We start from the raw sequence: 17,757 nt of genomic DNA, 5'->3' as shown, positions 1-17,757 counted from the left end.
GAGCAGGCGGTCTCCGGAGCCGAATTCGCGCCCGCGAAGGGCTCTGACGCCGAAAATCGCGGCGACAGGGCGAATCTCGACCTGAAGCGAGAAACTGGTGCCGCAGCGCAGAAAGCAGCCGAGTTTACACGGCCCGTCCGAAGGCTATCCTCGGCGGATGGTCAAGCTCACCAGCCTTTCGGCGCTCGCGGCGCTCGACGTCGACACCATCATCGACGTCCGCTCCCCGTCCGAGTTCGCAGAGGACCACGTGCCCGGCGCGATCAACCTGCCTGTGCTCGACGATGCCGAACGCGCAGAGGTGGGCACGATCTACAAGCAGGAGAGCCCCTTCGGCGCGCGCAAGATCGGGGCGGCCAAGGTCTTTCACAACGCCGCCAGCCACATAGAGACGACGCTCGCCGACAAGGATGGCGGCTGGAAGCCTCTCGTCTATTGCTGGCGCGGGGGGCAGCGCTCGGGCTCCTTCGCCTGGATGCTCAAGGAGATCGGCTGGCGCGCGGACGTCATCGAGGGCGGGTATCGCACCTATCGCCGCCTCGTCTCGGAGGCGCTCTACGACGCGGAGCTGCCGCACCGCATCGTCAAGCTCGGCGGCCTCACGGGCACGGCGAAGACCGAATTGCTCCCGCTCCTCGAGGCGCGTGGCGTGCAGGTGATCGATCTCGAGGGCCTCGCGCGGCACCGCGGCTCCCTCCTTGGTGCGTGGTCCGTCCCGCAGCCCTCGCAAAAGGCATTCGAGACGGCGCTGGCCCGTGCCTTGCTGCGCTGCGATCCCGCGCGCCCGGTCCTCGTGGAATCAGAAAGCAGCACCATCGGGCAGATCACGCTCCCGCCCGCGCTCTGGGCCGTCATGAAGACCGCACCCGTGATCGAGCTCGAGGCCCCGCTCGAGGCCCGCGCGCGCTATCTGGCGGTGGCCTATGCGGAAGTGCTCGCCGACGCGGATGCGCTCATGGCCAAGCTCGCCCCGCTCCGGCGCGTGCGCGGTCAGGCGCTGCTCGATCAGTGGCGTGCCCTGATCGACGCGGGAGAGAAGGTGGCGCTCTGCCGGTCCCTGGCGGAGGATCACTACGACCCGGCCTATCGGCGCTCGCGAAAGAGCCATCGCGCGCCGGACCACCATGTGCACTTGCCGGGGCTCGCCCCCGCCGAGCTCGCCACCGCCGCGGGCGACATCGCGGGGCTCATTGCGCGCTACGAAAAGCGACCGAGCAACGCCGCCGAGATGCCCGCCGCCGCGAGCTGATCGATCGCGGCCTCCCCGTCCGGCACGGCCGCCAAAAGCCCGCCGGCCGTTTGAGGATCGAAAGCGAGGGCCTCCAGCGGTGAGAGGGCGTCATGCCCGCCATTGGCCTCGAAGATCGAGGAGCGCACCCCCGCCTCGGCCATCTCCAGCGCGCCGGGCTGGAGCGGGACCACGCCCATGTCGAGATCGAAGGAGACGCCAGAGGCCGCGCAAATCGTGTCGATATGCCCGCGCAGCCCGAAGCCCGTCACGTCCGTTATGGCGCGCGCACCTGCCGCGCGCAGGATCCGCGACGCTTCATGGGAGGGCTCCTGCATGACCCGCAGCGCCTCCACAACGTGATGTCCGCTCACCCGGTCCTGCATCGCCGCGGCCATGATCGTCCCGCTGCCGATGGGCTTCGTGAGGATGAGGGCATCGCCCGATTGCGCGCCGCCCTGCGTGAGGGGTGTCTCCGTGCGGCCCGTCACGGTAAAGCCGATGGTCAGCTCCGCGCCCTGGCTCGTATGCCCGCCAATGATCTTCGCGCCGAAATCAGCGAAGGTCGCGCGGGCGGTCTCCATGATCTCGGCCAGCGCGCGCTCGGCCAGCGCCTCCGATTGCCGCGGCAAGATGATCTGTGCGAGCGCGGCCTCGGGCGCGGCGCCCATGGACCAGACATCGCCCAAGGCATGGATGGCGGCGATGCGCGTCATCACCACCGGGTCCTCGACGAACGCGCGCAGGTGATCGGTGCTCAGCACCTGCCCGCCTAGCGTGGCCGCGTCATCCCCCAGCGCGCCGATCCCTTGCGCCAGCGCGCCGCGCCCGACCTTGGAGCCACAGCCCGCGCACATCATCGCCGGCAGCTCCGCGCCGCCGCGCGCCCGGGGCCAGGGGAGCTCGGCCTTCATCGGGGCCATGCGGCCGTTGAGCTTGCCCATGAACTTCTCGTCGATCCGGTCTTTCAATCGCCAGAGCCAGTCGCCTTCCGTGCTCAGCCCCCACTTGTTGCCCACCGCCGATTTGCGGCCGGTGGAGATGAGGCGGAGGTAGTCCTTTTGTGCCGGATAGGGCTTCATCGCGCCCGCGCGGGAGAGGACATGGCGCAGATTGTTGAAGAGGATCGGTGCCTGCCGGACGGCGAAGACCCCGGCCTTGGGCCGCGGGGTCGTGACCATCTCGGCGCAATCGCCCACGGCGAAGATGCGGTCGTCGTCGCTGCGCAGATATGTGTCCACCGTCACGAAGCCCGCCGCATCGGTGAGGCCCGTCTCGGCGAGCCAGGGATACGGATTGGAGCCTGCGGCGCCCACGGTGAGGTCACTCGCGATCTCTTCCCCGCTTTCGAGGATGAGCCGGTCCGGCTCCACACGGGCAGGGCGCGCCCGCTCGATGAGGCGCACGCCATAGCTCGCGATCTCCCGAAGCATCCGCCGCCGCGCGCCCGCGCTGATCGCCGAAAGCGCGGGCCCCTGGTCGACAAGCGTGATCTCCGCGGCCCGGCCGGCTGTCCGGAGGGCATAGGCCATGGCCATGGCCACCTCCGCTCCCGCAACGCCCGCACCGATGACGGCCACGCGGGCCGGGCCGGGCTCGTTGATGAAAGCGTCCCATGCCGTCGCGAAGGGGCCGAGCGGCTTGGCCGGGAGCCCGTGCTCCACGAAGCCCGGCAGGGCCGTCAGCGTGCTCGTGATGCCGATGTCGAGGGAGGCGTAGTCGTAGCCCACGGACGGGCGGCCTTCGACAGCGATGCGCCGCGCCGCGCGGTCGATACCCGTGGCCTTCGCCATCACCACGCGACCGCCCGCGCGCCGCACGAGGCGCACGAGGTCGATATCGAGCTCGTCGCGCCGGTAGTGCCCGGCGATAAAGCCCGGCAGCATCCCCGAATAGGGCGCGGTGGGGCCCGGATTGATCACCGTGAGGCGCACGCCGGCCAGCGGATCCATGGCCCAGCTCTTGAGGACAAGCGCATGGGTGTGTCCGCCACCGATGAGGACGAGGTCACGCGTGAGAGGAAGGGACGGCTGGTGCATGGCGCGGCACGTAGCCTGCCCGGGCCGTTAAAGCAAAGCGGCAACACGACAAAGTGCGCATTCGGTGCGGCGGGAGGAGAGTGGTGAGCCGTGCAGGGTTCGAACCTGCGACCCACTGATTAAAAGTCAGTTGCTCTACCAACTGAGCTAACGGCCCACTCAGAGCGTGCACATAGAAAGCACGTCCGGAGGGGTCAAGCGGAAACCTGCGGCGCGCCTGCCACAACGCCCCGTCATGGCGTGCTGCACGCGCTCATTGCGGTGGGGCGTGTGCCGTCGCGCATAGCAGATGACAGACGGCGCGTCAGGAGACCGCGCAGCGCGCTGCAGCGCTGCCCGCTCTCTGGCCAGCGGGCGCGCGCTGCGCTAAGCCCTCGCGCCATGATGGATGCACGCATCACCCCCCTGCCGTTCATGAAGATGCACGGCCTCGGCAACGACTTCGTCGTGATCGACGGGCGCGGCAGCGACGTCGTGCTGGCCGCCGCGCGCGTCAGGGCGCTGGCCGATCGGCATCGCGGTGTGGGGTGCGACCAGCTCGCGCTCCTCGGCGGGGCAGACGGCGCCGATATCTCCATCACTTTCTACAATGCCGATGGCTCCCCCTCGGCAGCCTGTGGCAATGCCACGCGCTGCATCGCGGCCTGGGAGATGGAGCGCACGGGCGCGGAGGCGCTCTCCATCGACGTGACCGGTCGCGGCGGGCTCGAGGCCGTGCGCCGCGCCGACGGCCTCGTGGCCGTCAACATGGGACACCCGCTGCTCGACTGGCGGGGCGTGCCGCTGGCCCGAGAGTTGGAGACGCTCACCCTCCCCATCGAAGGCGGCCCCGCGGCCACCGGCATGGGGAACCCACACTGCACCTTCTTCGTGCCCGATGCCGACGCGGTGGACCTCGCGGCGCGCGGCCCGGAGATCGAGCACCACCCGCTCTTCCCTGAGCGCACCAATGTGCAATTTGCCACCATCCTAAGTGAGACGCGGATCCGGATGCGTGTCTGGGAGCGGGGCACTGGCATCACGCTCGCCTCCGGCTCTTCCTCCTGCGCGACAGCTGTGGCCGCGGCGCGGCGCGGGCTCACCGGGCGGCAGGTCGAGATCGTTCTCGACGGCGGCACGCTCGAGATCGACTGGCGCGAGGACGGCGTCTGGATGACGGGGGACACGGCCCATGTCTTCGACGGGGTGCTCACGGCGGACTATCTCGCCGCACTATGACCAAGATCCCAACCCTGAACGCGCCGGTCTTCTCGAACCACGGCTGCCGGCTCAACGCCTACGAGACCGCCGCCATGGGCGAGCTCGCCGCCGCGGCGGGGCTCGGGGATGCCGTCGTCATCAACACCTGCGCGGTGACGCAGGAGGCGATCCGCAAGGCAAGGCAGGACATCCGCAAGCGCCGGCGGGAGAACCCGGAGGCGAAGATCATCGTCACCGGCTGCGGCGCGCAGGTGGATGCGGCGGGCTTTGCAGCCATGCACGAGGTCGACCACGTCATCGGCAATGACGAGAAGATGAAGGCGGACACGTGGTCGCTTCTCTCGACGGGCGACACCGAGCGCGTGCAGGTCAACGATATCATGTCCGTCACCGAGACCGCCGGGCACCTGATTGACGGCTTCGGCACGCGGAGCCGGGCCTACGTGCAGGTGCAGAACGGCTGCGATCACCGTTGCACTTTCTGCATCATCCCATTCGGCCGGGGAAATTCCCGCTCCGTCCCCGCGGGCGTCGTGGTCGAGCAGGTCAAGCGGCTGGTGGATCGGGGCTTCAACGAAGTGGTGCTCACGGGCGTCGATATGACGAGCTGGGGCGCGGACCTACCCGCCACGCCCAAGCTCGGCGATTTGGTGCGGCGCATCCTCAAGCTCGTGCCCGACCTGCCGCGGCTCCGTATCTCCTCCATGGATTCGATCGAGGTGGACGAGGCGCTCATGGAGGTTATCGCCACCGAGCCCCGGCTCATGCCCCATCTCCACCTGTCGCTCCAGCACGGAGACGACCTGATCCTGAAGCGCATGAAACGCCGGCACTTGAGCGAGGATGCGATCCGGTTCTGCGAGGAGGCGCGGCGCATGAGGCCAGGGATCACCTTCGGCGCCGATATCATCGCGGGCTTTCCCACCGAGACGGAGGCGCATTTCAAGAATTCGCTCGCCCTCGTCGATCATTGTCACCTCTCCTGGCTGCATGTCTTTCCCTACTCGCCGCGGCCCGGCACGCCCGCCGCGCGGATGCCGCAGGTGGATGGACGCGCCATCAAGGAGCGGGCCGCACGACTGCGCGCGAAGGGTGCAGAGGCGGCGCAGGCGCATCTGGCGGCGCAAGTGGGCATCGAGCGCGACGTGCTCCTCGAGAGCCCGCGCATGGGGCGTACAGAGCATTTCGCGGAGGTCCATTTCACCACCGACCAGCCGGTGGGCGAGATCCGGCAGGTGCGGATCGAGGGGTGCACCGACAAGTCTCTTCTTGCCGCCTGAAGGCGGCGCGCGAAGATCTTTGTGCCATTGCATGCTGGGCGTTTCGCGCGGCCATGGCTATGTAGAAGGGCAGGAGGTGACGACATGGCGATACCCTTGGCACCCATCGGCGCGGTCGTGATCCGCTACGGCGCCGTGGCTCTCGCGGGCTACGCGGCAGCTCGCGCGATCCCCAAGCTACGCCGCGACCAGCGCGTGGAGGACACGCTCGACACCGTCGAGGAAGGGCTCGAGACGCGCCGCGACGCCGAGCAGGTGAACGCCACCGGGCGGTTCCGTCGCGTGGTGCGCCTCGGCACCCGTGGCCCCGCCGTCGAGATCGACGTCGCCGCCATGGGGCGCATGCGTCTGCGGCGGGTCCCCTAGTGGCCATGGAGCTCACGCAGTCCCCCGCCTCGCCCTTCGTGCGCATGGCGGTGGTTGCGGCCCACGAGGCGGGCGTCATTGACCAAGTCACGCTGACGCCTGTGGCCACGTCCCCGGTGAATACCGCGGCCGCGGTGGCGGCCTCCAATCCCCTCGGCAAGATCCCGGTTCTCACCCGCGACGATGGCGGCGCGCTCTACGACAGCCGCGTCATATGCCGCTACTTCGCACGGCTTGGCGGGGTTGCGCTCTACCCGGAGGCGCGGGAATGGGAGGTGCTGACGCTCGAGGCCACAGGGCACGGCATCGCGGAGGCGGCGGTGCTCATGGTCTATGAGCGGCGCGTGCGCCCGGAGAGCGAACAATCGGAGACCTGGATCGAGGCCCAGTGGGAAAAGGCGCGCCGCACGCTCGATGCGCTCGAAGCGCGCTGGATGTCCCACCTCCACGGGCCGCTCCACATGGGCCAGATCGCGGTGGCCTGCGCGCTGGGCTACATCGATTTCCGCCATCCGCACCGCGACTGGCGCGCGGGGCGCCCCGCCCTTGCGGCGTGGTACGAGAGCTTCGCGACGCGGCCCGCCATGGAGGCCACCGCTCCCTCCGGCTAGGCGTCGCCTAGAAGCTGTAGCTCACGCCGAAATTCAACGCGTTGGTTATGATGTCGGTGCGGAGTTCCCCGCCGCCCTCGAGATCGGCAGTGTTGGAGCTGAACGAGCCCTTGTACTCCACGAAGCCCGAGAAGCTCTCTGTCAGGGGGTAGGACGCGCCCGCCATCCAGACCACGGCAGGCCCGGTGAGCTGGTATTCGAAGGTTGTCGATGATCCGTCGGACACGTCCACATGGGGAATGGCGAGGCCCGCGCCCGCACCGACATAGGGCGTAAAGGCCGCGAAGGCGCCGCTGAACTGATCGGGGAAGCGGCGCATGTAGTTGACCGTCAGAAAGTTGAGGCCGTCGGAGAATTCGAGATCCGTGAAGCCCAGATCCGCGAGGTCCTCGTCGGAGGCGTAGACCTTGGCGTGGTTGAGCTCCACGCCCCAGCCGGTGGTGTCGTTGAGCCAGTTGGTGGCACGGAAGCCGTAATAGATTGGGTTCTCGAAGGAACGCCCCTCCCAGGCCACAAACTCCTCGAAGGGCGCGCCCGAGATCGTCCCTTCCACGTCGGAATGTGGTGCCGTCTGATAGCCAAGATAGACGCTGAGCTCCCATTCTGCCTGCGCGACGGCGGGGCTCAGAACGGCGGCGAGGGCAAGGGCGGAAAGGGCAGAGCGGCGCATGACGATCTCCTGACTTCGGTGTTTCCATGGATAGCGGGCTGGGCGGCGGTTGCAACGTGCGCTTGCCAAGAAGGCCCGCGCCCGGCAATAAAGCGGCCCCAGCGCGCCCGAAAAGGCAGTGCTAGTACGCATTTAATTGAAGGCAAGTGCGCGGGATTGTCCGCTGGACCACCCGGCCTAAATCGTTACAAAGCGCGTGATTTGCGAGGGGGCAACCCCGCGCCGCGATTCCATTGCCACGCGCCGCTCACGCGGCCTGCGCAGCGAACAGGAGGGATAGGGTTGTCAAATCCTGAGGACGACCTCGAGGGCCACGATACCGGCCGGAGAGACTTTATCTACTACGCCACCGCCGGTGCTGGCGCCGTGGGCGTTGGGGCGGCGGTATGGCCGCTCATCAACCAGATGAACCCGTCGGCAGACGTGCTCGCCCTCGCGCAGATCCGCGTGGATGTGAGCGCGCTCAGCGAAGGTTCGCAGATGACGGTGCTTTGGCAGGGCAAGCCTGTCTTCATCCGTCGGCGCACGCCGGAGGAGATCGAAGAGGCGCGTGCCGTGTCGATCGACGATCTGCCCGATCCCGTCGCGCGCAACGAGAACATCGACTCCACCTCGGATGCATCCGATGCAAACCGCGCCCTCGACGACACGGGCGAATGGCTCGTGCAGATGGGCGTGTGCACCCACTTGGGTTGCGTGCCGCTCGGCAATGCCGGTGACTTTGGCGGTTGGTTCTGCCCCTGCCACGGCTCTCACTACGACACGGCCGGTCGCATCCGGCGCGGGCCCGCGCCGCAGAACCTGCCCGTGCCGCCCGCAATCTTCGTCGACGACGTCACAATCGAGCTCGGTTAAGAGGAGAAACCATGTCCGGAATTCCCCACGACCATTACGAACCGAAGTCCAATTTCGAGAAAGGCATGGCCAAGCGCCTGCCGATCATCGGGCTTCTCTATGACACCATCATGATCCCCACGCCCAAGAACCTGAACTGGATGTGGATCTGGGGCATCGTGCTTACCTTCACGCTGGCGCTGCAGATCATCACCGGCGTCGTCCTCGTGATGCACTACGTGCCCCATGTGGACATGGCGTTTGCCTCCGTTGAGCACATCATGCGCAACGTGAACGGCGGCCACATGATCCGCTACCTGCACATGAACGGCGCGTCGCTCTTCTTCATCGCGGTCTACGCGCACATCTTCCGCGGCCTCTACTACGGCTCCTACAAGGCGCCGCGCGAGGTCACCTGGATCATCGGCATGCTCATCTATCTCCTGATGATGGGCACGGCCTTCATGGGCTACGTTCTGCCCTGGGGCCAGATGTCGTTCCACGGGACCGCCGTGATCACCGGCCTCTTCGGCACGGTGCCCTTTATCGGTGAGGCGCTGCAAACATGGCTCCTCGGCGCACCGGCAGTGGGCCAGGCGGCGCTCAACCGCTTCTTCTCGCTGCATTACCTGATGCCGTTCATCATCGCGGGCCTCGTGATGGTGCACATCTGGGCCTTCCACACCACGGGCAACAACAACCCGACCGGTGTCGAAGTGCGCCGCACCTCGAAGGAAGAAGCCGAGCGCGACACGCTCCCGTTCTGGCCCTACTTCGTCATCAAGGATCTCTACGCGATGGCCATCGTGCTCCTGGTGTTCTTCGCCGTGGTCGGCTTCATGCCGAACTATCTCGGCCACCCGGACAACTACATCGAGGCCAACCCGCTGGCGACGCCCGCGCACATCGTGCCCGAATGGTACTTCCTGCCGTTCTACGCGATCCTGCGCGCCTTCACGCCGGACGTGTGGCTCGTGATGGGTGTGAACTGGATCACCGGCGGCATCATCACGGCGGACTTCTTCGGCGTGCTCGCGATGTTTGGCGCGATCGTGGTCATGGCGCTCGCGCCCTGGCTCGACACCTCCACGGTGCGCTCCGGCCGCTATCGCCCGATGTTCAAGATCGCCTTCTGGGTGCTCGTCGTGGACTTCATCTTCCTGATGTGGCTCGGCGCGATGCCCGCGGAACCGATCTATGCCAACCTTTCGCTCCTCGGGTCGACCTACTGGTTCGCCTACTTCCTGGTGATCCTGCCGCTCCTCGGCCTCATCGAGAAGCCGACGGCACCGCCGGCCACCATCGAGGACGACTTCAACGCCAAGTATGCCAAGATCTCGGGCTCCACGCCCGCCGGCGTGGCAACTCCGGCCGAGTAAGGAACAGACAAGTATGTTCAAGCAACTGACCCTCTCCGCAGCCCTCGCGCTCGGACTCGCTGGCGGCGCCCACGCCGCTGGCGCGGCGGGCGAGGTGATCAACTACGAGTTCTCCTTCGAGGGCCCGTTTGGCACCTTTGACCAGCAGCAGCTCCAGCGGGGCCTGCAGGTCTACACCGAGGTCTGCTCCAACTGCCACGGCATGAAGTTCGTGCCGATCCGCACGCTCGCCGATCCAGGCGGCCCGGAACTGCCGATGGAGCAGGTTCGCGCCTATGCCGAGTTCTACGAGATTTGGGATCCGACGCTCTTTGATGGCGAAGGCGATTTCCGCCCCGCCACGCCGAACGACAACTTCCCCGAAGGCCTCGTGTCGAACGCACCGGACTTGTCGCTGATGGCCAAAGCCCGCGCTGGCTTCTCTGGCCCCTACGGCACCGGCATGGCGCAGCTCTTCAACGGCATGGGCGGCCCGGAATACATCGCCTCCCTGCTGACTGGCTATACCGGCGGCGACAAGGAAGAGGCGGGCGTCTTCCTCTACGAAAACACCGCCTATGGCGGCTACTTCGCAATGTCGCAGCCGCTCTGGGGCGACGACGTCTTCTACGAGGACGGCACCGAGGCAACTATCGAGCAACAAGCGCTCGACGTGGCAGCGTTCCTCACCTGGGCCGCAGAGCCCAAGATGATGGCGCGCAAGCAGTCCGGCCTCGCGGCAGTGATCTTCCTCGGCGTCCTGGCCACGCTCCTCTACTTCACCAACAAGCGCCTCTGGGCCCCGGTGAAGGCACGGGCGAAGAAGCAGGGCCAGACGCCCGCGGAGTGATCTGCATCTCAGATTTAACAAGGCCCCGGCTCATAGCCGGGGCCTTTTTCTTTGCATGCGTCGCTGCCCTTTGGGATGGCCCGCCCCGGACCTGATCCAGGGCCTCTACCTCTTCCCCAGATACGCGCTCAGCCCGGGCGGAGGGTTCGCCAAGAGTGGGCCGCTGGGCTCCGGCGGAGCCACACATCCGTCATCCACCACCACGATCTCTGACATCCGCGTCGCTTCCTCGGGATCGTGCGTAACCATGAGGAGGACGGTCTCGACCGTCACCAATCGGTCCAAGAGATCGAACATTTCACTCTTTAGCGCCGGCCCGAGCGCCGAAAACGCCTCATCGAGCAAGAGCACGGGCCGCGCCCTCAGAAAAACCCGCGCCAGCGCCGCCCGCGCCCGCTGCCCGCCGGAAAGCGCGCCGGGCTTGCGGGCCTCAAGCCCGCCAAGGCCCACGTCGCCCAGCATCGCGTTCACCTGCGCGCGGTGATCCCCCGAGAGCTTCAGCCGCGGATCGAGGCCCAGCGCCGTATTCTCGAAAAGCGTCAGATGCGGAAAGAGATTGCCCTCCTGAAAGAGGATCGAGACAGGGCGTTCTCCCGGCGCCGCGCCGCCGAGATTCTCCCCGTTCCACGTCACGCGGCCCGCAGCCGGCGCCTCGAACCCGGCAATGAGATCAAGCAGCGTGGACTTCCCACCGCCCGACGGGCCCAGCACCGCCGCACGCGTACCCGGCGGCAGGCTGAGATCGGCATCGAGCGTGAACCCCTCCCGCGCGAAACGGACCTCTTCAAGCGTCAACATCGGCGCGCCCTCCCCGGTCGAGCGCGTAGAACAGCCCGAAGCTCAAGACCACCAGCACGAGCCCGGCTCCGGCGGCGAGGTCCGTACGGTAGGCGGCCATCAGGCGGTACATGGCAAGCGGGAGCGTCTCCGTCTCCGGCGCAGAAAAGAGCGCGATCACGCCGAGATCTCCCATGCTGAGCGCCGCCGCGAGCCCCGCGGAAAAGCCCAGCGGCCGACGCAACCGCGGCAGGATCACGCGGCGCAGGAGCGCCCAGCCCGTCAGCCCGAGGGAGGCGGCTAGCTTGCCATAGGCCTCCTCAATGTCGGCCACGGCGGGAGCAAGGACGCGCAATGTGAAAGGCACGGTGATCGCCGCATTAACGAGCGCCGTGACCGGAAGTGCGAGGGCCTGTGGGCTCGTCCAGCCAAAGAGCAGGATGAAGAGCCCCGTCCCCATGACGAGCGGCGAGGCTGTCAGCGCGAGGCCCGAGATGATATCTCCCCCGATCCGCGCGGCGCGTCCGCCGCGGGCCACCCAGAGCGCGAGCGAGAGCGACAGGGCCAGCGCAAGCAGCGTTGAGAATAATGCGACGACGAGCGAGGCACCCGCCGCCTGCCAGACCGACGTGGGAAGCGCGGCCACGAACGGCACACCACGGAGCACGACAATCCCCATGGGCAAGAGGAGGAAGGCGCAGGCCAGGCAGATCACCGCGTTGTCCTGCACGCGCAGCCACGCGCCACGGGCATCCCACCGCGCCGCCACGCCATCGAGCCCGGCCATGGCCACCTTCGGCACGGTCACGAGCCCCGCCACGAGGGCCGCCACCGCGCAGACCGCGAATTGCACGAGGCCGAGAAGCGCCGCGTCCCCGAGGGCAAAGTCAAAGCGGAAGAGCTCGTAGATGCGGAGCTCGATCGTCGTCGCCCGCGGCCCCCCGCCCACGGCGAGCGCCACGGCAAAGGAGGTCAAACAGATTAGGAAGATCGCGAGGAAGGCGCCGGGCACCACCGCGCGCAGCATGGGCCATTCGAGGTACCGCGCCACGGCCGCGGGCGTGAAACCGAGGCTCGCGGCGAGGCGGAACTGCTCGGCGGGAATGCCAAGCCAGCCTTGCAGGAGAAAGCGCGTGGCCAGCGGCATATTGAAGAAGACATGGGCGAGGATGACGCCCTGGGGCCCGTAGATCGCGAGCTCCGGCAGGCCGAGGGCCGCACTCGCCTGGTTGAGCAACCCGGCCCGCCCAAAGACGGCGATGAGCCCGAAAACGGCAACGATGACCGGGAGGATAAAAGGCGCGCCGAGCAGCGCGACGACAAGGCTCCGGCCGGGGAAGCGCCGCCGCCCAAGGGCGCGCGCGACGGGCACGGCCAGCAGCACAGAAAGCGCCGCCGAGACGAGCGCCTGCCCCAGTGTGAAGCGGATCGCGGCCCAATCCGCCGCACCGAGGCCCGAAAGACCGTCTGCGCGCCACGCCACGGCCCCGAGGGTCCCCAGCGTGAGCGCGAGCAGGAACGCCGCCGCCGCCCCGCCTGCCAGCGCCCGCACGGGGCTTACTGCGACAGCGCCTCGAGCCATATCTCAAGCGCCGCTTCCCGTGCGGCGGGGGCCTCGGCAGCGGGCAGGAGCAGCGCGGTATCCGGTGTCATGAGCGTCTCGAAGCCGTCTGGCAGCCCGGCCTCCGGCGTCACGGCGGGATACATCCAGTTCGTCGTCGGGATCACCGATTGGAAGGCATCGGAGACCATGAACGCGAGGAACTCATCGGCGAGATCAGGCACATCGGAGCTCGCCAGCTTCCCCGCCACCTCGACCTGCATGTAATGCCCCTCCGCGAAGGGAAGCGCGCGCTTGGAGGCATCGTCTTCAGCAATGAGATGATAGGCGGGCGAGGTCGTGTAACTCAGCACGAGGTCCGCCTCGCCTTCGAGGAAGAGGCCGTAGGCTTCGGACCAGCCTCGGGTGACGGTGACGATGTTGTCCTCGAGACCCTCCCAGAGGGCAGGCGCATCCTCGCCGTAGACACTGTCGACCCAAAGGAGCAGCCCTAGCCCCGGCGTCGAGGAGCGCGGGTCCTGGATGACGATGCGGGCATCGGACGTGGCGAGGTCGGTGAAGCTCTCCGGCGCGGGGCCGTCCACATTGCCGACGAAGGCGAAAAAGCCCCAATCGAAGGGCACGAAGAGTGGATCGTCGAATGCGATGGGCAGGTCGTACTCCGCCGTAACTCCGTGCGGCGCAAAAAGGCCGGTCTCCGCCGCGGCGGCGGTGAGGTTGGTATCGAGCCCGAGCACAACATCGGCCTCCGAGCGCGCGCCTTCGAGCCGGATGCGGCCCAGGAGCGCCGCGCCGTCGCCCGCGCCGACGAACTGCAGATCGCAATCGCACGTGGCCTCGAATGCTTCCTCCACCGCGGGGCCCGGACCCCAATCGGTGACGAAGCTGTCATAGGTGTAGACGGTGAGCACGGGGGTGTCTGCCGCTGCTGCGGTGCCGAGTGCCAGTCCTGCGAGAAGGGGAAGGGATTTCATCAGATCCTCCAATATCGCCGAACGAAGAGTGAGGAGCTTATGGCCACCTTCCCTCCGCCGGTATGAGCCGGTTCAGGTTCAACGGGTTCGCATGATGCATCTCAGCCCAGCCGGGCACCCCGAGGTGTGGCAGACCATAGCGAGATCGGCCGGGACGGCAAGCCGCGGCGTCTTGCCGAGGCCCGGGCCCCCGGCTACACGGCTCTTATGAGTATGAATTCCTTCGGACATCTCTTTCGCGTGACCACCTGGGGCGAAAGCCATGGCCCGGCCCTCGGATGCACCGTGGATGGATGCCCCCCGGGGGTACCGGTGAGCGAAGACGCGCTGCAGGTCTGGCTCGACCGGAGGAAGCCCGGGCAATCGAAATACACCACCCAGCGGCGAGAGCCTGATGCCGTGCGCATCCTCTCGGGCGTCTTCGAGGGGGTGACCACGGGCACGCCTGTCCAGCTCATGATCGAGAACACCGACCAGCGGTCGAAGGATTACGGCGACATCGCCGAGAAGTTTCGCCCCGGCCATGCCGATATCACCTACTGGCAGAAATACGGCGTGCGGGATTACCGCGGCGGCGGGCGCTCCTCGGCGCGCGAGACCGCCGCGCGCGTGGCCGCCGGCGGGCTCGCCCGGGCGGCGCTCTCGGAGCTCTGCCCGGAGATGGAGATCGTGGGCTACATGGTCCAGATGGGGCCCCACGGGATCGACCGCGCGCGCTTCGACCGGGAAGAAATCGGGAATAATCCGTTCTGGGTGCCGGATGCACGGGCCGCCGAGCACTGGGCCACCTACCTCGACGACCTGCGCAAAAGCGGCAATTCCTGCGGCGCGGTGATCGAAGTGACGGCGAAAAACCCGCCGCCGGGCCTCGGCGCGCCGATCTACGGCAAGCTCGACACCGAGCTCGGCGCCGCCATGCTCTCGATCAACGCCGTGAAGGGCGTCGAGATCGGGGAAGGCATGGCCGCCGCCGCACTCACGGGTGATGCAAACGCAGACGAGATCCGCATGGGGCCCGACGGCCCGGTCTACAGCTCCAACCATGCCGGCGGCATCCTCGGCGGTATCTCCACGGGACAGGACATCACCGTGCGCTTCGCGGTGAAGCCCACGAGCTCCATCCTTACGCCGCGCGCCACGATCACGAAGTCAGGCCAAGAGACCGAGATCATCACCAAGGGCAGGCATGACCCCTGCGTGGGCATCCGTGCCGTGCCGGTGGGCGAGGCGATGATGGCCTGCGTGCTGCTCGATCACGTGCTCATGAACCGCGGCCAGACTGGCAGCGCGCCCTATCAGAGCCTGGGCACGATCGGGTAGGCCGGATTGAGGGGCCAGCCCCTCAAACTCCCCGAGGTACGAGGCACAAAGAAGCCTGATGGGCCGCGAAACCCGCGCGTGTCTCGTCCCCCGTACCCGCGCAAGCTCAGGCGCTGGCGGCGGTGAGCGCGGTATCCATGAGCGCTTGGATGTCAGCCTTCCGCGTGCCGGCCACGATGCGGCCGAGCTCATCCTCGCCTTTAAGCACAACAAGCGTGGAGCGGCGTGGAATGCGCAGGTCCTGCACGATCGGCGCGTTCTTGTGGTCATCCCAGTCGAGGCGCACGAAGGTGACGGCCTCGGCATAGGCCGGGTTCTCGCCCATGAGCGCATTGATCGTCCGCTCCTGACTGCGGCAGGTAGTGCACCAATCCGCGGCCACGTCGAGAAAGACGGTCTCTCCCGCCGCGAGGCGGTCGCGCACGAGGCCGGGGATGTAATCGACCCAGCCCGTGGCGCCCATGGCGCGGGTGGCGAGCGGCGCAGCCGCGGCGGCGAGGAGGAAGGTACGGCGGTGCATGGATATCTCCTTCAGAAGCGGACCGAAAGGTCCTGTAGCCAGACGGGCAGCGTGTCGAGCGCCCAGATTTCGATCATGTGGTGGACCTTGAAGAGGATGCCCGTGCCGACGACGACGAGGATCACCCCCATGAGCGGGCGGGCATAGGCCGCCATCCGGCGCATGGCCGCGGCGCGCCCGCGCAGCGCCGATTGCGCTCCGTAGCCGAGCGCCAGGATGATGGTGGAGACGCCCAGCGCGAAGCTCGCCATGATCGCCGTGGCCCAGCCGAGGCTCTGCCCGGTGGAGGCCAGCGCGATGGCGCCGCCCAGCGTCGGGCCCACGCAAGGGCTCCAAACCGCGCCGAGAAGCGCGCCGGTGAGGAACTGGCCGCGCAGGGAGCCCCCGTCCATCCCGTCGAGCTGGGCATCGGCGGAGCCCGCGAAGCCGCCCGTTGCAGTGGCGAAGCGCGCCGAGAAGCGGGGCACAAGCAGGACGAGGCCGAAAAGGATCATGAGGACCGCGCCGGCATTGGCGATCGTCTCCGCGTCGATGCCCAACGCGTAGCCGAAGGCGGAAATGCCCACACCCAGCGCCACGAAGGCAAGGCTCATGCCCGCCGCGAGTGCCAGCGGCCCCGCTCGGGAAGCCTGCAGCGCCGAGGCAAGCACGATGGGCAGCACAGGCACGACGCAGGGATTGATCAGCGTGAGCAGCCCGGCGAGATATCCGAAGACGAGGTCCATCCCCGTCTCATGCCCGATCCTGACCCGCCTGTCAGCTTTGCTACGTCCTGATCACCGGGCTGTGTTTGGCCGTGTGTCCGGCGTATGGTTCGCTGTGCGCGCGCTCGCGCGGGAGGTCTGCACGGCAAGGATCGCCCCCGCGATGAGCACGACCCCCGCGATGTCGGTGAGGCTCAGCGCCTCGCCCAGCATGAGCGCCGCGATGGCCACGCCGAAGAACGGATTGAGGAAGTGGAACGTCGCGGCCTTCACCGCGCCGACCCGCGCCACAAGGTGGAACCAGATGAGCGTCGCGAGAAGCCCCGGCACCAGCGTGGTATAGACGAAGGCCGCCGTGAGGCGCGGGGTCCAGGTGACCTCCCAAGTCTCGAGCGCGAGCCCCGCGGGGAGAAGTGCCGTGGCACCGATGAGCATCTGCAGGCCCACGATGGCCATGTAGTTGCCCCCGCTCGAGGCCTGCCGCAGGGCCAGCGTGGCCGCCGTGAGCGCGATGACACCGAGGATACAAAGCGCGATGCCGAAGCTATCCGCGCCGCCGCCGAGCCGTGCCCCCATGATGAGGATGACGCCGCCTGTACCTACCACGAGCCCTCCGACGCCCGCCGCGCCCACGCGCTCCCGAAAAAGGATCCAGCCGGCCCCGGCCACGAGGAGCGGCATGGCCGAGGCGATTATGGCTGCGAGCGAGGCCTCCACGCTCTGCATGGCCACGAAGTTGAGCCCGAGATAAAGCGCGTTCTGGCAGATACCGAAGAGGATCGTCGCCCGCCATTGCGCCGCCGAGAGCCGAAAGCTCTGCCCCAGCGCCCATGCAAGCCCGCAGGCCAGCGCGCCGGACAGGAAAAAGCGGAGCGAGAGGATCAGGAGCGGTGGCGCGCTTTCGACGATGATGCGCGCCGAGGTGAACGCGGAGGACCACGCGAGGGCGAAAACGAGGCCGAGACAGATCGCGCGAATATCCATCCAAGCGCCATACGCGCCCCGGCCCCCGGGGGCCAGAGCCCGCGCGCGATGTCAGGCGGCGGGCTCCCAGAGCTCGATGGGATTGCCCTCCGGATCGTGAATACGCGCGAAGCGGCCGGTATCGTTGTCCCATTCGCCGGGGCGGGTTTCGACGTGGATGCCCGTGGCGGTGAGCTCTTCGATCATGGCGGCGAGGTTGTCGACGCGGAAATTCAGCATGAAAGACTGGTCCTGGCGGCCGAAATACGTGCTGCGTTCGGCGTAGGGCGCAAAGATCGTGGGCCCCGGCGCCTGCTGCCAGACCACGTCATCGGAGCGCCCGATCCCCAGCACATCGCGGTACCACGCGCGCATCTTGCCGGGATTGCGGGCCCGGATGAAGAACCCGCCAATTCCGGAGACCTTGGCGGAATTCACTTCACGTACATGCATGTCTCTCTCCTTTGGTTAATCGTGCTTACCCGCAGAAAGCTTGCCAAAG

Annotated in this window: 18 protein-coding genes, 1 tRNA gene and 1 riboswitch; of the genes, 9 read left to right on the top strand and 10 right to left on the bottom strand. The window is 67.6% G+C overall.

Annotation, left to right across the window (positions count from 1 at the left end):
• Positions 1-157 precede the first annotated feature (157 nt).
• Positions 158-1,249 carry a tRNA 2-selenouridine(34) synthase MnmH gene (gene mnmH, locus AAFM92_14385; protein MEL7301566.1) on the top strand — a complete coding sequence of 364 codons (1,092 nt, stop codon included), beginning with the start codon at positions 158-160 and terminating at the stop codon, positions 1,247-1,249.
• Here the strand turns inward: mnmH and selD are convergent.
• Together selD and AAFM92_14375 are read right to left on the bottom strand one after the other, a co-directional pair.
• Positions 1,198-3,267 carry a selenide, water dikinase SelD gene (selD, locus tag AAFM92_14380; protein ID MEL7301565.1) on the bottom strand — a complete coding sequence of 690 codons (2,070 nt, stop codon included), beginning with the start codon at positions 3,265-3,267 and terminating at the stop codon, positions 1,198-1,200. The genes mnmH and selD overlap by 52 nt on opposite strands.
• Positions 3,268-3,348: 81 nt before the next feature.
• Positions 3,349-3,424: transfer RNA gene (locus tag AAFM92_14375), tRNA-Lys, on the bottom strand.
• A gap of 224 nt (positions 3,425-3,648) precedes the next feature.
• Between AAFM92_14375 and dapF the strand changes: the two genes are divergently transcribed.
• The 4 genes from dapF (at position 3,649) to AAFM92_14355 (ending at position 6,724) form a co-directional block, all read left to right on the top strand.
• A complete protein-coding gene (gene dapF / locus AAFM92_14370) occupies positions 3,649-4,485 on the top strand; it encodes a diaminopimelate epimerase (protein MEL7301564.1) in 837 nt (278 codons plus the stop codon).
• Positions 4,482-5,747 carry a tRNA (N(6)-L-threonylcarbamoyladenosine(37)-C(2))-methylthiotransferase MtaB gene (gene mtaB / locus AAFM92_14365; GenBank protein ID MEL7301563.1) on the top strand — a complete coding sequence of 422 codons (1,266 nt, stop codon included), beginning with the start codon at positions 4,482-4,484 and terminating at the stop codon, positions 5,745-5,747. The genes dapF and mtaB overlap by 4 nt, the downstream gene beginning before the upstream one ends.
• 84 nt (positions 5,748-5,831) lie before the next feature.
• Positions 5,832-6,113, top strand: a complete 282-nt coding sequence (locus AAFM92_14360) for a hypothetical protein (GenBank protein ID MEL7301562.1) — start codon at positions 5,832-5,834, stop codon at positions 6,111-6,113.
• A 5-nt stretch (positions 6,114-6,118) separates the two neighbouring features.
• Positions 6,119-6,724, top strand: coding sequence for a glutathione S-transferase family protein (locus AAFM92_14355; protein ID MEL7301561.1), 606 nt, complete (start codon positions 6,119-6,121; stop codon positions 6,722-6,724).
• Positions 6,725-6,731: 7 nt separating this feature from the next.
• On the opposite strand, the gene AAFM92_14350 is transcribed toward AAFM92_14355, so the two are convergent.
• The gene (locus tag AAFM92_14350) at positions 6,732-7,394 is read right to left on the bottom strand and encodes an outer membrane beta-barrel protein (GenBank protein ID MEL7301560.1); all 663 of its coding nucleotides are present in this window, start codon (positions 7,392-7,394) and stop codon (positions 6,732-6,734) included.
• Between the two features lie 282 nt (positions 7,395-7,676).
• Here AAFM92_14350 and petA point away from each other — a divergent pair, with 282 nt between their 5' ends.
• The 3 genes from petA to AAFM92_14335 are packed head-to-tail and all read left to right on the top strand — an operon-like array spanning position 7,677 to position 10,436.
• Complete coding sequence (gene petA / locus AAFM92_14345; protein MEL7301559.1) at positions 7,677-8,249, top strand: ubiquinol-cytochrome c reductase iron-sulfur subunit; 573 nt, start codon at positions 7,677-7,679, stop codon at positions 8,247-8,249.
• Positions 8,250-8,260: 11 nt separating this feature from the next.
• Positions 8,261-9,607, top strand: a complete 1,347-nt coding sequence (locus AAFM92_14340) for a cytochrome b N-terminal domain-containing protein (GenBank protein ID MEL7301558.1) — start codon at positions 8,261-8,263, stop codon at positions 9,605-9,607.
• Between the two features lie 13 nt (positions 9,608-9,620).
• Positions 9,621-10,436, top strand: coding sequence for a cytochrome c1 (locus tag AAFM92_14335; GenBank protein MEL7301557.1), 816 nt, complete (start codon positions 9,621-9,623; stop codon positions 10,434-10,436).
• A 105-nt stretch (positions 10,437-10,541) separates the two neighbouring features.
• Here AAFM92_14335 and AAFM92_14330 read toward each other — a convergent pair whose 3' ends face one another.
• The 3 genes from AAFM92_14330 to thiB are packed head-to-tail and all read right to left on the bottom strand — an operon-like array spanning position 10,542 to position 13,748.
• Entirely contained in the window at positions 10,542-11,234 is a 693-nt protein-coding gene (locus AAFM92_14330) for an ATP-binding cassette domain-containing protein (GenBank protein ID MEL7301556.1), read from the bottom strand.
• Positions 11,221-12,795: a thiamine/thiamine pyrophosphate ABC transporter permease ThiP gene (locus tag AAFM92_14325; GenBank protein ID MEL7301555.1), complete on the bottom strand. Its 1,575-nt coding sequence runs from the start codon at positions 12,793-12,795 to the stop codon at positions 11,221-11,223. Before AAFM92_14325 ends, AAFM92_14330 begins: the two co-directional genes overlap by 14 nt.
• Complete coding sequence (gene thiB, locus AAFM92_14320; protein MEL7301554.1) at positions 12,771-13,748, bottom strand: thiamine ABC transporter substrate binding subunit; 978 nt, start codon at positions 13,746-13,748, stop codon at positions 12,771-12,773. Before thiB ends, AAFM92_14325 begins: the two co-directional genes overlap by 25 nt.
• 32 nt (positions 13,749-13,780) lie before the next feature.
• Positions 13,781-13,880: riboswitch (TPP riboswitch) on the bottom strand.
• Between the two features lie 75 nt (positions 13,881-13,955).
• Between thiB and aroC the strand changes: the two genes are divergently transcribed.
• Positions 13,956-15,068 carry a chorismate synthase gene (aroC, locus tag AAFM92_14315; GenBank protein ID MEL7301553.1) on the top strand — a complete coding sequence of 371 codons (1,113 nt, stop codon included), beginning with the start codon at positions 13,956-13,958 and terminating at the stop codon, positions 15,066-15,068.
• 106 nt (positions 15,069-15,174) lie between these two features.
• On the opposite strand, the gene AAFM92_14310 is transcribed toward aroC, so the two are convergent.
• From AAFM92_14310 to AAFM92_14295, 4 genes are read right to left on the bottom strand one after another with little or no spacing between them, the layout of a single operon-like run.
• The gene (locus AAFM92_14310) at positions 15,175-15,588 is read right to left on the bottom strand and encodes a thioredoxin family protein (protein ID MEL7301552.1); all 414 of its coding nucleotides are present in this window, start codon (positions 15,586-15,588) and stop codon (positions 15,175-15,177) included.
• An 11-nt stretch (positions 15,589-15,599) separates the two neighbouring features.
• The gene (locus tag AAFM92_14305) at positions 15,600-16,313 is read right to left on the bottom strand and encodes a cytochrome c biogenesis protein CcdA (GenBank protein ID MEL7301551.1); all 714 of its coding nucleotides are present in this window, start codon (positions 16,311-16,313) and stop codon (positions 15,600-15,602) included.
• Between the two features lie 51 nt (positions 16,314-16,364).
• Positions 16,365-17,276, bottom strand: a complete 912-nt coding sequence (locus AAFM92_14300) for a DMT family transporter (GenBank protein ID MEL7301550.1) — start codon at positions 17,274-17,276, stop codon at positions 16,365-16,367.
• A 51-nt stretch (positions 17,277-17,327) separates the two neighbouring features.
• On the bottom strand, positions 17,328-17,708 hold the full coding sequence (locus AAFM92_14295; protein MEL7301549.1) for a VOC family protein: 381 nt from the start codon (positions 17,706-17,708) through the stop codon (positions 17,328-17,330).
• Positions 17,709-17,757 lie beyond the last annotated feature (49 nt).

This window comes from Pseudomonadota bacterium, from assembly GCA_038533575.1.
In the GTDB taxonomy this organism is placed as follows: Bacteria; Pseudomonadota; Alphaproteobacteria; order Rhodobacterales; family Rhodobacteraceae; genus Shimia_B.
Note: the sequence above shows the minus strand (reverse complement) of the source record. Positions and strands in the feature narration are given on the sequence as shown.

Coding starts and splice junctions, on each gene's coding strand:
- AAFM92_14355 (MEL7301561.1), top strand. CDS start 6,119: ATGGAGCTCACGCAGTCCCCCGCCTCGCCCTTCGTGCGCATGGCGGTG.
- AAFM92_14340 (MEL7301558.1), top strand. CDS start 8,261: ATGTCCGGAATTCCCCACGACCATTACGAACCGAAGTCCAATTTCGAG.
- AAFM92_14325 (MEL7301555.1), bottom strand. CDS start 12,795: ATGGCTCGAGGCGCTGTCGCAGTAAGCCCCGTGCGGGCGCTGGCAGGC.
- AAFM92_14310 (MEL7301552.1), bottom strand. CDS start 15,588: ATGCACCGCCGTACCTTCCTCCTCGCCGCCGCGGCTGCGCCGCTCGCC.
- mnmH (MEL7301566.1), top strand. CDS start 158: ATGGTCAAGCTCACCAGCCTTTCGGCGCTCGCGGCGCTCGACGTCGAC.
- AAFM92_14360 (MEL7301562.1), top strand. CDS start 5,832: ATGGCGATACCCTTGGCACCCATCGGCGCGGTCGTGATCCGCTACGGC.
- mtaB (MEL7301563.1), top strand. CDS start 4,482: ATGACCAAGATCCCAACCCTGAACGCGCCGGTCTTCTCGAACCACGGC.
- selD (MEL7301565.1), bottom strand. CDS start 3,267: ATGCACCAGCCGTCCCTTCCTCTCACGCGTGACCTCGTCCTCATCGGT.
- AAFM92_14300 (MEL7301550.1), bottom strand. CDS start 17,276: ATGGATATTCGCGCGATCTGTCTCGGCCTCGTTTTCGCCCTCGCGTGG.
- AAFM92_14305 (MEL7301551.1), bottom strand. CDS start 16,313: ATGGACCTCGTCTTCGGATATCTCGCCGGGCTGCTCACGCTGATCAAT.
- thiB (MEL7301554.1), bottom strand. CDS start 13,748: ATGAAATCCCTTCCCCTTCTCGCAGGACTGGCACTCGGCACCGCAGCA.
- aroC (MEL7301553.1), top strand. CDS start 13,956: ATGAGTATGAATTCCTTCGGACATCTCTTTCGCGTGACCACCTGGGGC.
- AAFM92_14295 (MEL7301549.1), bottom strand. CDS start 17,708: ATGCATGTACGTGAAGTGAATTCCGCCAAGGTCTCCGGAATTGGCGGG.
- dapF (MEL7301564.1), top strand. CDS start 3,649: ATGATGGATGCACGCATCACCCCCCTGCCGTTCATGAAGATGCACGGC.
- AAFM92_14330 (MEL7301556.1), bottom strand. CDS start 11,234: ATGTTGACGCTTGAAGAGGTCCGTTTCGCGCGGGAGGGGTTCACGCTC.
- AAFM92_14350 (MEL7301560.1), bottom strand. CDS start 7,394: ATGCGCCGCTCTGCCCTTTCCGCCCTTGCCCTCGCCGCCGTTCTGAGC.
- AAFM92_14335 (MEL7301557.1), top strand. CDS start 9,621: ATGTTCAAGCAACTGACCCTCTCCGCAGCCCTCGCGCTCGGACTCGCT.